The organism is Pseudolysinimonas sp. (assembly GCF_057350545.1).
The window spans coordinates 1-14,889 of record NZ_JBMRCP010000035.1 but is presented as its reverse complement, the minus strand read 5'-3'; the positions used below and the strand labels follow the sequence as shown (position 1 = coordinate 14,889).

Genomic DNA, 14,889 nt, shown 5'->3' with positions numbered 1-14,889 from the left:
ACGCCCGGTCGCCCGCGCCGGTGAGGAGCGCGACCCCGAGCGACGCGTCGTCGCGCACCTCCGTGAACGCCGCGCCGAGCTCGTCGTACATCGCGAGCGCCAGGGCGTTGAGCTTCTCGGGGCGATCGAATCGTGATGACGCCGATGCCGTCGACGCGGTCGAGCGTGATGCCCATCAGACGGTGCCCGCGGCGCGGAGTTCGGCGATCTCGGCCGGGGTCATCCCCAGCAGGTCGCGCAGCAGCACGTCGGAGTGCGCTCCGAGCTCGGGCGCCGCACCGCGGGGGCGCGGTGGCGTGAGGCTGAGCTTCACCGGTGATCCGAAGGTGCGCAGCTCACCGAATCCCGGATAGTCGTGCGCGACGATCATGTCGCGCACCGCGATGTGCGGGTCGGCGACGACCTCGGCGATGTCCTTGACGGCGCTGAACGGCACGTGGTCGTCGGCGAGGGCTTCGAGCTCCGCCTTCGTGCGGTCGCGGAACCAGCCCTCGACGACCGGTTTCACGACGTCGCGGTAGGTGGTCTCGTCGAATCTGGCCGCCATGAGCTGGAGCTCGGGGTGCGCCTCCCACTCGCCCGGCGCGCCGAACAGCTCGCACGAGATCTTCCAGAACTTGTCGGTGTAGCCGCCGAAGAAGACGAACCCCGTCTCTGCAGGGGAACGACTCGTAGGGGCGCACGAAGGGATGCTGGTTCCCCAGCGGACCGGGAACGGTGCCTGTCGCCGTGTAGCTGACGACCGCGTTCTCGGTGAGGCTCAGCACGGCATCCTGCTGCGAGATGTCGACCACCTGCCCGTCGCCCGTGCGCTCGGCGTGCCGCAATGCGGCGAGCACGCCGATGACGCCGTAGAGGCTCGCGGAGAGGTCGCCGATGATCGTGCCGACGCGCGTCGGCGGTCCGCCCGCGGGACCGTTCATCGACCAGAGACCGCCGGTCGCCTGGCCGCTGTTGCCATACGCCGGGCGGCTGCTCGACGGGCCCGTGCGACCGAAGCCGCTGAGTGCGGCGTAGACGAGGCGCGGGTTCACCTCGCGCAGGCGTTCATAGCCGAGGCCCAGCCTGTCCATCGTGCCCGGGCGGAAGTTCTCGACGAGCACATCCGCCTGGGCGACGAGTCGCTCGAGCAGCGCGACACCGCCCGGATGCCGCAGGTTCGCGGTGAGCCCGAGCTTGTTGCGGTTGAACTGGGCGAAGAAACCCGAGAGGCGCGCGCCGTCCGCGCCCTCGAGGAACGGCGGGAAGTCCCGGGCGTAGTCGGCGTCGTCGGGGTGCTCGATCTTGATCACCGTCGCTCCGAGGTCGGCGAGGATCATCGCGCAGTACGGGCCGGCGACGACGCGCGTCACGTCGACGACGACCACCCCCGCGAGGGCACCCCGGGCCAGGTCGTGGTGGCCCAGGTCTGCGAGGCGCTCGCGGAGGTCGTCGTCGATCACCCGTCGATCGTCGCAAGGCGTCGGGTCGCACGAATATGGGCCGTGGAGCCATAACGGGCCACCCCGAAGGGTCAGCCGGGACATCCCGCGTTCAGGTGAGCGTGCTCGCGCGCACGATGAGCTCCGGCGCCAGTAGGCGCTTCTCGTGGCGGTGGTTGAGTTCGTTCTCCTCGTCGAGCAGGAGGCGGATGGCCTCGGCGGCGATCTCTGCTCGCGGCTGCGCGATGGTCGTGAGGGGGATGAGTGCGGTGGCGGCGAAGTCGATGTCGTCGTACCCGACGATGGCGACGTCCTGCGGTATCCGGAGCCCGCCGAGGACGAATTCCATCATGACGCCCAAGGCGACGAGGTCGTTGGCGGCGAAGATGCCGTCCGGCCTCTCGGGTGGTGGCAGGTCGAGAATGCGACGAGCGGCGCGGCGGCCATCGCTCACGGTGAGCTCGTCCGTCTCGATGATGGTGAGTGCGCCACCCGAGGCCTGCCGAGCCGCTTCGCCCGCCCCGGTCACGCGGTCCGCGATCCGTGAGACAGGTCCTCCGACGACGGCGATGCGGCGCCTTCCCACGTCGAACAGGTGCTGAACGGCGAGGGAGCCGGCTGCCCGGCCATCCAGCGACACCGAGCAGAAGGCTGTGACGTCGATATGGTCGTCCAGGAGTACGACGGGAGTTCCGCGCCGACGTACGTCGGCGAGCTGCGTGGTGGCGCCGGCGACGGGTGACACCAGCAGGCCGCGAACGCGTGAGGCCTCGAACATACTGACAAAGCGTGCCTCGCGGGCCGACCCCTGATCGCTGCTCGCGATGATGATCGTCGAGCCGTGCCGTTCCGCGATCGCCTCCGCCACATGCGCCACCTCGCCGTAGAAGGGGTTCGCGATGCTGGGGACGACCATGGCGATGGCGTCGCCGTGGCCGGCTCGGAGCTGGCGAGCCAACGAGTTGGGGACGAAGCCCAGTTGCTCCATCGCCCGCTCGACCCGTTCGCGGTTCGCGGGCCGTACCGTGGCGAGACCGTTGAGAACGTTCGAGACGGTTCCGATCGACACGCCCGCCATCTGCGCGACATCGCGGATGCCCGTTTTGGAGATCATGGGCCTCCGCCCCGCGAGAAAGGAATGGTCCGTTTCATTCGCGCTCGATCCTAGCCGCTGGCATACGCACCGTGCCTAGACGATCGTTGACTTTTCGAGAGAGATCGTCTTAGACTTTCAAATGAACGGTTTCATTTGCAGTGCTACAGCAATCACGTCCCACCCTCCACCTCAGCCCTCAAAGGAGAAGGCATGCTCACTCGAACGTCCCGGAGAATCCACCGGACCGGCGCGGCGGCGATCGCGATCGTGATCGCAGGCGGAGCCCTCGCCGGCTGTACGACGCCGGACGACAGCGGCGACCAGGTCATCCGCATCTGGGCGGCGCACTACACCCCGACCGAGTCGATGGAGGTCTCTCCGGAGAATCCCTACCCTCGCGAGGCGCTGCGGCAGATCGCCGATGAGTGGACCGAGCTGTCGGGCGTCGAGGTCGAGATCGTCGAGATGGGCGCCGGCGCCGGCACCGACGAACGCACCTGGGCCCTCACCCAGCTCAACTCCGGCAATCCGCCCGAGATCATGAACACGCAGTCGTTCTATGCAGCGCAGGACAAGGAGAACGAGTGGTGGTTGCCCCTCGACCCGTACCTCGAGGAGGCCAACCCGTACGTCGAGGGTGACGGCGGCGAGGTGTGGGCGGACGAGTTCTACCCGCTCCCTCTCGGCGCCAAGCGCGACTCGGAGGGCGAGCTCTACGTCATCCCGATCGACCTCGTGACGACCATGTTCTTCTACAACAAGGACGCCTTCGATGAGGCGGGCGTCGAGCCCCCGACGACCTACTCGGAGTTCCTCGATGCCCTCGAGGAGATCGGCGAGGAGACGGAGTACATCCCCTCGAGCCCCTTCAGCTTCTCGAAGCTGCAACTCGGGGAACAGATCGTCGCGCCCTGGAAGGCGACGATCGACCCGACCGGTGTGGGTGGGGCTTACACGATGAAGGACATCACGGAGGCGATCCTCGACGGGCGATTCGACGCCGACTCGCAGGAGTACCGCGACTGGCTCACGCTGCTCAAGCAGGCGATGCCCTACTGGTCGAGCGACTGGGCCGTCGAAGGCACGGACTGGGGACAGCGCTTCACCGAAGGTCGGCTCGCGGTCCTCGAGGACGGCACCTGGCGGTTCGGGATGCTCGAAGCCAACGACGACCTCGGCTTCGAGTGGGGAACCTTCTTCATGCCCACCGTGGAGCCCGGTGACGACCGCGGTGAAGCCGAGTCGTCCGAGGGCACCGGGGCGCCGTCGATCGGAGGGGCGTCGGGCTCGCAGCTCGGGGTCACCTACTCCGCTGAGGAGAACGGGCTCGTCGAGGAGTCCATCGACTTCCTCCGGTACTTGACCGCCCCTGAGCAGATGGAACGGATGGTCGGAGAGCTCGGCCAGTTCCTCCCGACGGCGAAGGATGCGGAGGTCAACCCGCTGCTCGAGGAGCCGCTGCGCGCGGTGACCGACGGCGTGGGCGAAGCCGGGATGATCCTCTACTACGACAAGGTCGGGCTGGATGCGCAGATCGCGCTTCAGAACATCACGACGCAGTTCCTCCAGGGGCAGATCAGCCTCGACGAGGCGGCTCGGCAGTCGCAGGCGGCTTACATGACGGCGGCAGAGAGCAACGCGGCGGCCAACGGGTGGTGAGCACAACGGCGACTCCGGTCGCCGACGTGGCGGCGGCTCCGGAAGGCGGTCGCCCCCTACTCGATGATCCTCCCCAGCGTCGTGCTGGTGGCTGCGTTCTGCTACTACCCCGCAGGCAAAGCGATCGTGAACTCGGTGTTCGACGGTAGCTATGGCCGGATGGGGAACTTCATCGGCCTGGAGAACTTCCTCGAACTCTTCCGCGATCCGGTGTTCGGTCAGGCGATCTGGAACATGACGGTGTTCACGGTCGTGACGGCGACACTCTCCACCGCGATCCCGCTGTTCATCGCGCAAATGATCTTCTGGCTCTCGTCCGAGCGTGCGCAGAGCGTCTATCGCGTGCTCGTCATGTGGCCGGTCATCGTTCCCGGGATCGTCACCCTGTTGATCTGGCAGTTCATCTACGACGGTGACTCCGGGATGCTCAACGACCTCCTCGGAGCCCTGGGCCTCGGCGGCCTCGCGACCTCCTGGCTCGGCAACATCGGGACGGCCCTGGGCGCGGTCATCTTCACCGGATTCCCCTGGGTCGGTGGGCTCGCGGTGCTGATCTACCTCGCCGGGATGAAGGACATCGAGCGGGAGGTGTTCGATGCGGCGTCCGTCGACGGGGCGACGGGTCTTCGTCGGTTCTGGACGATCGATCGCCCGCTGCTGGCCGGCCAGATCCGGCTCAACTTCATCCTCTCCGTGATCGGCGGGACGCAGGCGTTCGTCGCTCCGCTCGTGCTGACTCAGGGTGGCCCCGCGAACGCGACGATGGTGCCCGGCCTCTATCTGTACCGCGAGGCGTTCGCGCTCGGGAACCTCGGCTATGCCTCGGCTATCGGCGTGACGCTGTTCGTGATCATCCTCGGCCTCACGGCCCTCTTCAACACCCTCCTGAGGAACCAGCGATGACTCGCACACGTCGACGTTCCGTGATCGTGGGCGACCTGGGACGACACACCGTCCTCGTCGTCGCGATCGCGCTGATGCTCATCCCGACGGTCCTGATGTTCGTGATCTCTTTGAAGGACAACGGTCAGTTCGCGACGAACCCCTACGGGCTGACGTTCCCCCTGCACGTCGAGAACTACGCGACGGCCTTTCGGGTGCTCGGCCCCAGCCTGCTGAACAGCGTCCTGTTGAGCGGAATCACCGCCGTGCTGGTGACCTTCTTCGGAGCCATGACCGCGTACGCGTTCGCGCGCTTCGACTTCCCCGGTCACCGCATCCTGTTCTACGCGTTCATCGGCCTCATCATGATCCCGAGCGTCCTCATCTTGATTCCGCAGTTCGAGATCGTGCGCGACCTCGGTTTGCTCGACAGCTGGGCGGCTCTCGTGCTGCCCTGGGTCGCGGTCGGTCAGGTGACGGCGATCTTCATCGTGCGCGCGTTCTTCGAGTCGCTCCCCGCCGAGGTGTTCGAGGCCGCGCGGCTCGATGGAGCGGGGGAGCTCCGCATCTTCCTCCGCATCGCAGTCCCGATGTCGAAGCCCATCCTCGCGGTCGTCGCCCTCTTCAACGTGCTCGGCACCTGGAACGACGTGATCTGGCCGCTCGTGACACTCAACGATCGAGGTCTCTTTCCGCTCGCGCTCGGACTCTTGCGCTTCCGCGACTCCTACTACACCGCATGGGGTCCCCTGATGGCCGGTTACGCCCTCGCGGCGATCCCGCTCCTCCTCGTCTTCATCATCGCCAACCGCACATTCGTGGACGGCGCGGTCGCCCTGAACGGTCGACCGCGATGAGCGCGCTCCCGATCGATGCCGCCGGCATTCGTGCTCTGGTCGGCCAGGCCGGGGTGCCCCTCTCGGAGGTGGACGTGCCGGTGCGGCGCCTCTGGGCCGCGTTGCGGCACACGTCGGGTTCGGGCGAGGCGGCCCCTCCGCGGGACGCCCAGGACATCGGATCGACCCACTCGGCGGAGTTCGCGACCGAGCACGCCCTCGCAGCGGCACGGGTTTGGCTGCACACGTTCGGCAGCACGACGGCCGAGTGCATGCTGCAACTTGTCGACTCCGCGGCGGGCATCGTGCTCGCGGAGGACCGTCTGCATCCCGTCATCGACCAGGTCTGGTACGAGCTCCGGCCACCGGAGCCTGTCAGCGGGAGCTTCGAGCTCCGGGTGACGGCGCTGAGCGGGAGTGTCGCCCCGGCCGTCACGGGCGACCGCATCGCCTGGCAGGCGGACCTGCTCGAATACGCCCCACTCTCGGCGCACGCCGCCGCCGGGGTGATCGCAGCGGAGGTCGGTGATCCGCAGACGGTGATCGGCCTCGAGCTCCCGTGGCAGCGCGACGGGTATTCGGTGGCGTCGGCCGACGGAATCCCGTTCGACGCGATCGTCGGAAGCGGCGGGCGGTATGTGCCGGCGGAACAGCTCAAGCGCATCGCGGTCTGGCCGTTCCCCCTCGAGGGGCGGGAGGTCTCGTTCCTCGCCGGCGAGCGTGGATTCACCCTCCGCAGCGACGACGGCTTGATAGCGAACGGCAGCATGTCGGCGACATCGATGACGATCACCGTGGAATCCGCCGGTCGCGTCGAACTCTGTGCCAGCCTCCCGCGCGAGGACCTCCTCCGCCGGCTGCCGATCTTCCGCGCCTCGGATTCGGTGATGGCGGATCGCCTCACGCGCTGGTACCGCGAGCGCGCGCTCAGCTGGCCGTTCCGCGACTACACGGCGAGCGCCGTGGGATGGAAGCACTGGCTGACGCGAGTACTGTCCTGGACCGACACCGACGGTCGCGACGCCCAGGCGGCCGATCTCGCCGCCACGCGGCAGGACGACGAGGGGTGGCTCTGGACGAGAACCGACAACGCCGGTTGGCCGTTCCCCGACCCGACGAGGTACGACACGCGTCATCCCTCCGCCAGTCTCAGCTTCATCTCCGCGGTGGCCGTTCACTACGGATGGACGGGCGACGAAGCGTTTCTCGAGCAGCAACTGCCGCGCGCGCGGCGCGCCATGCGATGGATCGAGGAGCACTTCGACGTACGCAGTCACGGTCTCCTCATCAACGGCTCGCCTGACCAGGACGGCCAAGCCGGCTCCCTCGGCTCGCACTACTGGGACATCGTTCCCGGCGGCGCGCGGGATGCCTACGCCAACGTGCTGCTCTACGGAGCGCTCATCCAGTTGTCTCGACTCGAGCAGCACGCGGGAGAGGAGACCCGTGCCCGGGAGCTTCGCGAGCTGGCCGCGATGGTCCGCGAGGAGTTCCGACGTGTGTTCTGGGATGACGATGCGGGGAGGTTCATCCAGAACGTCGATGCCACCGGGCGCCGGCACGACTATGGGGCGAGCTATCTGAACCTCGAGGCGCTCGCGGTCGGCCTCGGGGCCGACGCCGACGTCGCCCGCGTGCTCGACTGGTTGGAGTTGCACCCGACGGAACTCACCGAGCGCGTGCTCCTCGACCCGCCGAGCGGCACGGGGTTCCCCATGAGCGTCGGCGCGGAAGCCAGACGCGACTTCAGGGCGGACGCTGAGTTCGCCTCGACGGCCGCGATGATCCTCGTCGCCCCCGAGTCGATCAGGGCGTCGGCGTTCACGATGCGCATGGTCGGCCCGACCGGGTCGCTCATCGCCGAGCGGCATCTCGAGCGCTGGTGGGACCGCGGATGGGCGGCTCTCGAGTTCCCGCCGCAGCCGCCCGGTGACTACACCCTCAGCATCACGCCGGAAGGGGCGGGTCTCTCCTGGCAGCGCACGGCCGAGGGGACGCTCAGCATCGCGGTGGTCTCGCCGCATCGGGCGGGCCCCGCCGACACCTACTCTGCGTGGGAGTTCGCTCCGAGGGCGTCGACACGTCGAAACGACTTCTGGTACACCTTCGGCTGGTCAGGGGTGGAGGCCGACTTCGGCGACCAGGTTCAGGACGGCGGAACGGCGCTCTACATCTCGGCCTTCGACATCGAGACGCGGGCGAGGGTCTCGCCGGACCTCGCGTGGGAGCGCCTGACGGCGATTCTGGAGCGCGTCGAGGCGCCGGACCGGCTCTGCGGCGGCGCGCCGCTCAGCCGAGGGGAGCACCCGCAGGCGATGCTCCCCGGTCAGGTCGGTGTCGACGTGCCGTTCCCGGAGAGCGGGCTCGTTCCGGCGGCCGTACTTCCGGCCTTCTTCGGCTTCGATCCTCGACCTGATGGCCTCCGCATCCGCCCGTCGCTGCCGTCGGGCCTCGACCATCTCGAGATCGACCGGTTGCACTGGCGCGATCGTCTCCTGCGCGTCCGCGTCGAGAGCGACCGCGTGCTGGTGTCCGGCCCCGATCTCGAGCTCACCGCGTCGCTCCCGCCCGGGAGCGCCGTCCTCCTTCGCCCCGTCGGCGACGGAGGGTTCGTGCTTCAACCGGATTAGACGGAGAGCAAGATGAAGAGACGCAGAGTGGTCGCGATCGCCATGGCGATCGCGTTGATCGGAACAGCGGGTGCGGCAGCAGCCGCCCCTGAACCGGCGGAAGCGGCGACTCCGGTCAGCCGTAAGGGGGTCACCCTGGCGGGCGACCTCGACGTGTACATCGCATCGAACTTCGCGCGACTGCAGGAGGTCCTCGACAACGGGGCGGGGGTCATCGGCGTCAACCTCCCCTGGTACGCAGCGACGCAGCCCGCGGGATCGAGCGTGGCGGTGGAGCCGGCGAGTCCGGCGCAATGGAACGACGCCACCTACGAGTCGAGCGTGGCCGTCGATCAGCTCGACAAGATCTCCCGCTACGTGCAGCAGAACGGCAACGGCGCCCTCGTGATGGGAATCGTGTGGGGAACGCCGGGCTGGGCGGCGTGCCCGGGTGACCTTCCCTACGACGAGCGGCTCTATCCGCCGCAGGACGCGGCCGACTTCGGTGACTTCATGTACGCGATGTCCGAGCGCTACCGAGGCTCGCATCTCGACGCAGGTGGCGCCGGAATCGGGTTCGTCCGCGACTGGGTCATCTACAACGAGGTGAACGCACCCGACTGGTGGCACGACACGGCCTGCAACACCACCGGACTCGATCCGGTGCAGTACTACGGCGGCGTCCTGAACGAGGCGTACGACGCGATCCACCACCTGCCCTCGTCCCTGGATGTTCGGGCGCTCGCGGGGGCGTTCACGTCGTACCACCACGCGGACCAGTACGGAACGGCTGGCGATCGGCTGACGACCACCTACCAGGATTGGCGTGACGCCACGAATGACCTCGAGTCGGGGATTCAGGATCACACGTGGATCAGTCCGCTCGACTTCGTCACGCGGATGCATGCCTTGAACCTTCGGTTCGACGCGATCGCGCTCCATCCCTACGCACCCCGCATCTGGGACAGCCCGCTCGCAACGCCACCTGCCGGAGCCGTCACGCTCGCCAACCTGGGCACGCTGTTGAGCCTGCAGCAGACCTTGTGGCCGGCCGACACCGACAAGTGGCATCTCGCGCTCACCGAGTACCACATCCAGTCCCACTACGGGAACACGGCGCTCGGGTTCGATCACGCGCCCGCGGTCGCCTGTCCCAACGCCTTCTGCGGATCGACGTCCGAGGGGAACATGCGTGCCTTCCTGCTCGACTCGTACGGCACATCCGGGTCGAACAAGCCCTACGTCGACTACCTCGTGTGGACGATGTGGCAGGACATCAACCCCTACACCGGGGGCATCGTACGGAGCACCTTCACCGACAAGACCGACGGGCTGCCGTCGGGCCAAAGCGTGAGAGAGGCATTCGCCTCCATCACCTGACCTCGAAGGGGAGGGCCGACTGCGCCCTCCCCCTCCCGGACACCGAAAGAACCATGGAACTCACGCCCTACGACCTCCGCACAGAACATCGCAGTCTCCCCAGAGAGGTCGATGTCGCCAGCCCTCGTTTCGCCTGGCGGCTCCGGTCCGCACGGAACGGCGACGATCAGAGTGCATACCACGTCGTCGTCCGCAGGGATCGCACCGACGAGATCGTGTGGGACTCGGGCTGGGTCGACTCGCACCGGGTGACCGCGCGGTACGAAGGTTCCCCGTTGGCGTCCTTCGAGAGCTACACGTGGGTGCTCACGGTGCGCTCCGCGACCGGGTCGGTCGCCGTCGCTCACGCGGCCTTCGAGACGGGCTCCTTCGCGCCCGACGACTGGATCGCCTCGTGGATCGCGCGGAGCAACGAGCACGTGGGCGAACTCGCACGGGTCGGCGTCGCGTTCGAGCGCAGCTGGGTCATGCAGATGGCGCAGCCGTCGCTGCGGGTGCGGCGCGAATTCTCGCTGCCCCGGCCTGCGGTCCGGGCCCGGCTGTTCACGACGGCCCACGGCGTCTATCGCACCTTTCTCAACGGGGAACGCGTCGGAGACGATGAACTGGCCCCGGGATGGACCGACTACCGACGTCGGGTGCAGTACCAGAGTCACGACGTGACGGCCGCCTTGGGTCCCGGAGTCAACGTGATCGGAATGGTCGTGGGCGAAGGCTGGTGGAGCGGCTGTGTCGGCTACGACGTGCGACGTCACGGGCGCCAGTACGGTTCGCGGCCGCGCGCCTTCGCGCAACTCGTGGTCGACCTCGATGACGGGACCCGAGTGCACCTCGGCACGGACGAGACGTGGCTCGAGAGTGTGGGGGAGATCGTGTACGACGACCTCCTCATGGGGGAGGCCCACGACCTGACTCTCGCCGACCCGGCATGGTGCACGACGAGCGCTTCGGCGGTGCCCTCCCGAGCGGCCGTCGTCGCCTCATCGGACACGACGGCGCTCATCGGGCAGCTCGACGAGCCCGTGGGCGTCGTCGATCGCCTGGAGGGCGCGGTGATCAGCAGAGACGAGCGGCGCGTGATCGTGGACTTCGGGCAGAACATGGTCGGTCGGGTGCGACTCGCAGTGGACGGCGCGGTACCGGGCGAGCCTGTACGCATCCGGCACGGTGAGGTACTCGACGCTGAGGGTGAGCTCTACACCGACAACCTCCGCTCGGCAGAGGCGACGGACGTCGTCATCCCGAACTCTGCCCGGTTCGAGTTCGAGCCCTGGTTCACGTTCCACGGCTTCCGGTACGCGGAGATCACCGGGCTGCCTGCCATCGCCGAGATCCGCGAGGTCGAGGGTGTCGTGCTCTCGTCGCGCACATCGCTCGCGGGAAGCGTCGTGACGTCGTCGCCGCTCATCAACCAGCTGCTCTCGAACATCCGCTGGGGCCAGACAGGCAACTTCCTCTCGGTCCCCACCGACTGCCCCCAGAGGGACGAGCGCCTGGGCTGGTCGGCTGACGCGCAGGTCTTCCTCCCGACGGCGGCCTATCAGGCTGACGTCCACGCGTTCTTCGACAGGTGGCTCCGGGATCTCAGCGATGCCCAGTTGCCGAACGGGTCCGTGCCCGATGTCGTCCCCGTCCCGCCGTCGGCGGAGATTTTCGACTTCGGCGCTCCAGGCTGGGGCGACGCCGCCACGATCGTCCCCTGGCACTTGTTCCGCGTGTACGGCAATCGGGAGCTTCTCGCGCGGCACTACCCGTCGATGACCGCCTGGGTGGAGTACGTCTCATCGCGCAACCCGGCGGGCCTCTGGACGGCGGGGCTCGGAAACGACTACGGCGACTGGTTGTCGGTCGACGAGGAGACTTCACGCACCCTGGTGGCGACGGCGTATCGCGCACGGAGCCTCGACCTGACTGCCGCCGCCGCGCGGGTCCTCGGCCACGATGAGGACGCTGAAAGGTATGCCGAGCTCGCCGACGTCGTGCGCGACGCGTTCGTGAGGGAGTTCGTCCGCGATGATGCGCTCGCGCACGAGACGCAATCGGGGTACGTCTTCGCCCTCGCGTGGCGGCTCGTGCCCGATCGGCTTCGGGAGGCCTTCGGCCACCGGCTGGTGCAGTTGCTCAGGGACCGCGGGGAGCGATTGACCACCGGCTTCCTCGGAGTCGGTCTGATCTGCCCGGTCTTGTGCGAGATCGGCGAACCGGGACTGGCTTATGACCTCGTGCTTCAGACCGAGTACCCGTCCTGGGGATACTCGATCGCCCAGGGAGCGACGACGATCTGGGAACGCTGGGACGGCTGGACCCACGACCGGGGGTTCCAGGCCCACACCATGAACTCGTTCAACCACTACTCGTTGGGGTCCGTCGGCGAGTGGATCTTCAGGTCCGTCGCGGGAATCGACCAGACCGAGGACTCGGTCGGGTTCGAGACGCTGCTGATCGACCCCCGATTCGACCCGCGTCTGGACAGCGTTGAGGCTCGATACGAGTCGTCCCGCGGTCTCGTGCGGGTGGAGTGGCACCGCACCGCGGCCGGCATCGAGCTCGACCTGGAGGTCCCGCCGGGGGCAACGGCCGTGCTCGGCTTCACCGCCGTCCGGGGCGCCGCGGGCAGTGGCACTCACCGATTCGTCCTCTCGGCAGACGACGTCCGGCAGGGAGAACGGCTCACCGCCTAGCGGTTGCGGCGCGGCCGAACACCCGCTGGCCGCCGCTACCGCGTGACGAGGGCCTCGCGCAGGGCGGCGAGGACGTCGTCGACGTCCGCCGAGCGCACCTCGACCACCGCGCGCGGGTAGCGGTCGAGGAGGGCGTCGGGCGCGCTTCCGAGGTGGAGGAGCGCATCCAGCGTCGCCCCCTGCCGGGCGAGTTCGGCATCCAGGGCGTCGAGGTCGAGGGGCGGGGCAACGAGCACGAACCCACCGGAGCGGTCGACGTCCAGGCGTGCCCGGAGAAGCTCCGCGAGCCGCGCGCGGGTCTCCTCCGTCGAGCCGGCCAGCACGACCCGGATCATCCGGCCACCGCCAACGCGGGTGCCGGCACGGTGTCGACGAGGTACCGCGTGTACGCCGGGATGGTGAGGAACGGCGGGAAGTCGTCGTCGAGGGCCGCGTCCCGGAAGATCTCCGCGGCGTCCTCGAAGCGGTTCCCGTCGGCTCCGCCCCAGCGGTCGAGCTCCTCGAGCAGGATGCGCTCGATCCACTCGCGCGTCACGGGCGTGCCCTCGGCCGTGGTCACCCGCTGGGCGACCCACTGCCACAGCTGCGACCGCGAGATCTCGGCCGTGGCGGCATCCTCCATGAGCCCGTCGAGGGCCACGGCGCCCGAGCCGCGCAGCCACGCCTCGATGTAGCGCAGCGCGATGGACACGTTGGCGCGCACCCCGGCATCCGTCACCGAGCCCTCGAACCGGAGGTTCACGAGGTCCGCGGCGGTGACCTGCACGTCCTCACGCAGCCGGTCGACCTGGTTCGGCTTGTCGCCGAGCACGGCGTCGAACTCCGCGTACGCGGTCGCGACGAGGTCGGGATGCGCCACCCACGTGCCGTCGAAACCGTCGGTCGCCTCGCGCCGCTTGTCGGCGGTCACCTGCGCGAGCGCGGCGGCGGTCGCCTCCGGGTCGCGGCGGTTCGGGATGAACGCGCTCATCCCGCCGATCGCGTGCGCGCCGCGCTGGTGGCAGGTCGCCACGAGCAGCTCGGTGTATGCCCGCATGAACGGCGTCGTCATCGTGATCTGCTTCCGGTCGGGCAGCACGAAGCCCGCCCCGCGGCCGCGGAAGTTCTTGATGATCGAGAACACGTAGTCCCAGCGCCCGGCGTTGAGCCCGGCGCAGTGGTCGCGCAGTTCGTAGAGGATCTCCTCCATCTCGAACGCCGCCGTGATCGTCTCGATGAGCACCGTCGCGCGGATCGTGCCGTGCGGGATGCCGACCGCCTTCTCGGCGAATGTGAAGACGTCGTCCCACAGCCGGGCCTCGAGGTGGTTCTCGAGCTTCGGCAGGTAGAAGTACGGCCCGGTGCCGCGCGCGATGAGCTCGGCCGCGTTGTGGAAGAAGTAGAGCCCGAAGTCGACGAGGGATGCCGACGCCGGCTGTCGCGTACCCGCCTGGTCGGTGTAGCGCAGGTGCTTCTCCACGAGGTGCCAGCCTCGCGGGCGCGCGACGATCGTCGGCGTGGTCGTGCCGAGCTCGTACCGCTTGCCCTCCGTCGAGGTGAAGTCGACCTGCCGACGGATCGCGTCGAACAGGTTGAGCTGCCCCTCGACGATGTTCGCCCAGGTGGGGCTCGTCGCATCCTCGAAGTCGGCGAGCCAGACCTTCGCGCCCGAGTTGAGGGCGTTCACGGTCATCTTGCGGTCGGTCGGTCCGGTGATCTCGACGCGACGGTCTTCGAGGCCGGGCCCCGGGCCGGCGACGCGCCACGAACGGTTGCGGCGGATGTCGTTCTCATCGTCGAGGAAGCGCAGGTTGCGCCCGTTGTCGATCGCCTGCCGGAACAGCATCCGTCCGGCGAGCCGCTCCTGCCGGCGGCCCATGAAGAGGTCGTGCAGGGTGGTCAGGAACTCGAGAGCCTCGGGGCTCAGGATGTCCTCGTAGCGCTCGCCCTCGGGGCCGTGGATGTCGATGCGGATGTCGCTCATGGTCTCTCTCCTTCGTCGTGTCGTGACGATCAGTGGAACTGCTCGGACTCGGTCGAGCCCACGAGCGCGAGGGTCGCCGACGACGGGTTGAGCGCCGTCGCGATCTGGTCGAAGTAGCCGGTGCCGACCTCGCGCTGGTGCTTGGTCGCCGTGTAGCCGTGCTTCTCGGACGCGAACTCGGCCTCCTGCAGCTCGACGTAGGCGCTCATCTGACGGTCGCGGTAGCGCGCGGCCAGCTCGAACATCGAGTGGTTGAGGGCATGGAAGCCGGCGAGGGTGATGAACTGGAAGGCGTAGCCCATCGCCGACAGCTCGCGCTGGAACTTGGCGATCTGGTCGTCGTCGAGGTGCTGCTTCCAGTT

The 14,889-nt window shown here is 68.3% G+C and carries 9 protein-coding genes and 3 pseudogenes; 6 read left to right on the top strand and 6 right to left on the bottom strand.

Annotated elements, in window-relative coordinates; genetic code table 11:
• The 3 genes and pseudogenes from ACO1X9_RS05015 to ACO1X9_RS05005 all read right to left on the bottom strand — a co-directional run.
• Nucleotides 1–121 (bottom strand): annotated as a pseudogene (locus ACO1X9_RS05015) (enoyl-CoA hydratase-related protein); the annotation flags it as partial.
• A gap of 54 nt (nucleotides 122–175) precedes the next feature.
• Nucleotides 176–1,319 (bottom strand): annotated as a pseudogene (locus tag ACO1X9_RS05010) (CaiB/BaiF CoA transferase family protein).
• Between the two features lie 214 nt (nucleotides 1,320–1,533).
• Nucleotides 1,534–2,535, bottom strand: a complete 1,002-nt coding sequence (locus ACO1X9_RS05005; protein ID WP_486349732.1) for a LacI family DNA-binding transcriptional regulator — start codon at nucleotides 2,533–2,535, stop codon at nucleotides 1,534–1,536.
• Nucleotides 2,536–2,727: 192 nt separating this feature from the next.
• Between ACO1X9_RS05005 and ACO1X9_RS05000 the strand changes: the two genes are divergently transcribed.
• The 6 genes from ACO1X9_RS05000 (at nucleotide 2,728) to ACO1X9_RS04975 (ending at nucleotide 12,564) form a co-directional block, all read left to right on the top strand.
• Nucleotides 2,728–4,176, top strand: coding sequence for an ABC transporter substrate-binding protein (locus ACO1X9_RS05000; RefSeq protein WP_486349731.1), 1,449 nt, complete (start codon nucleotides 2,728–2,730; stop codon nucleotides 4,174–4,176).
• Between the two features lie 87 nt (nucleotides 4,177–4,263).
• Nucleotides 4,264–5,079, top strand: coding sequence for a carbohydrate ABC transporter permease (locus tag ACO1X9_RS04995; protein ID WP_486349730.1), 816 nt, complete (start codon nucleotides 4,264–4,266; stop codon nucleotides 5,077–5,079).
• Nucleotides 5,076–5,915: a carbohydrate ABC transporter permease gene (locus ACO1X9_RS04990; protein ID WP_486349729.1), complete on the top strand. Its 840-nt coding sequence runs from the start codon at nucleotides 5,076–5,078 to the stop codon at nucleotides 5,913–5,915. Before ACO1X9_RS04995 ends, ACO1X9_RS04990 begins: the two co-directional genes overlap by 4 nt.
• Complete coding sequence (locus tag ACO1X9_RS04985) at nucleotides 5,912–8,524, top strand: MGH1-like glycoside hydrolase domain-containing protein (RefSeq protein WP_486349728.1); 2,613 nt, start codon at nucleotides 5,912–5,914, stop codon at nucleotides 8,522–8,524. The genes ACO1X9_RS04990 and ACO1X9_RS04985 overlap by 4 nt, the downstream gene beginning before the upstream one ends.
• Before the next feature lie 12 nt (nucleotides 8,525–8,536).
• Complete coding sequence (locus ACO1X9_RS04980) at nucleotides 8,537–9,883, top strand: hypothetical protein (RefSeq protein ID WP_486349727.1); 1,347 nt, start codon at nucleotides 8,537–8,539, stop codon at nucleotides 9,881–9,883.
• Nucleotides 9,884–9,936: 53 nt separating this feature from the next.
• Nucleotides 9,937–12,564, top strand: a complete 2,628-nt coding sequence (locus ACO1X9_RS04975) for an alpha-L-rhamnosidase (protein WP_486349726.1) — start codon at nucleotides 9,937–9,939, stop codon at nucleotides 12,562–12,564.
• Nucleotides 12,565–12,599: 35 nt separating this feature from the next.
• On the opposite strand, the gene ACO1X9_RS04970 is transcribed toward ACO1X9_RS04975, so the two are convergent.
• The 3 genes and pseudogenes from ACO1X9_RS04970 to ACO1X9_RS04960 all read right to left on the bottom strand — a co-directional run.
• Nucleotides 12,600–12,899: a hypothetical protein gene (locus ACO1X9_RS04970; RefSeq protein WP_486349725.1), complete on the bottom strand. Its 300-nt coding sequence runs from the start codon at nucleotides 12,897–12,899 to the stop codon at nucleotides 12,600–12,602.
• Nucleotides 12,896–14,527 carry a malate synthase A gene (gene aceB, locus ACO1X9_RS04965; protein WP_486349724.1) on the bottom strand — a complete coding sequence of 544 codons (1,632 nt, stop codon included), beginning with the start codon at nucleotides 14,525–14,527 and terminating at the stop codon, nucleotides 12,896–12,898. Before aceB ends, ACO1X9_RS04970 begins: the two co-directional genes overlap by 4 nt.
• Nucleotides 14,528–14,556: 29 nt before the next feature.
• A pseudogene (locus ACO1X9_RS04960) lies at nucleotides 14,557–14,889 on the bottom strand (isocitrate lyase); the annotation flags it as partial.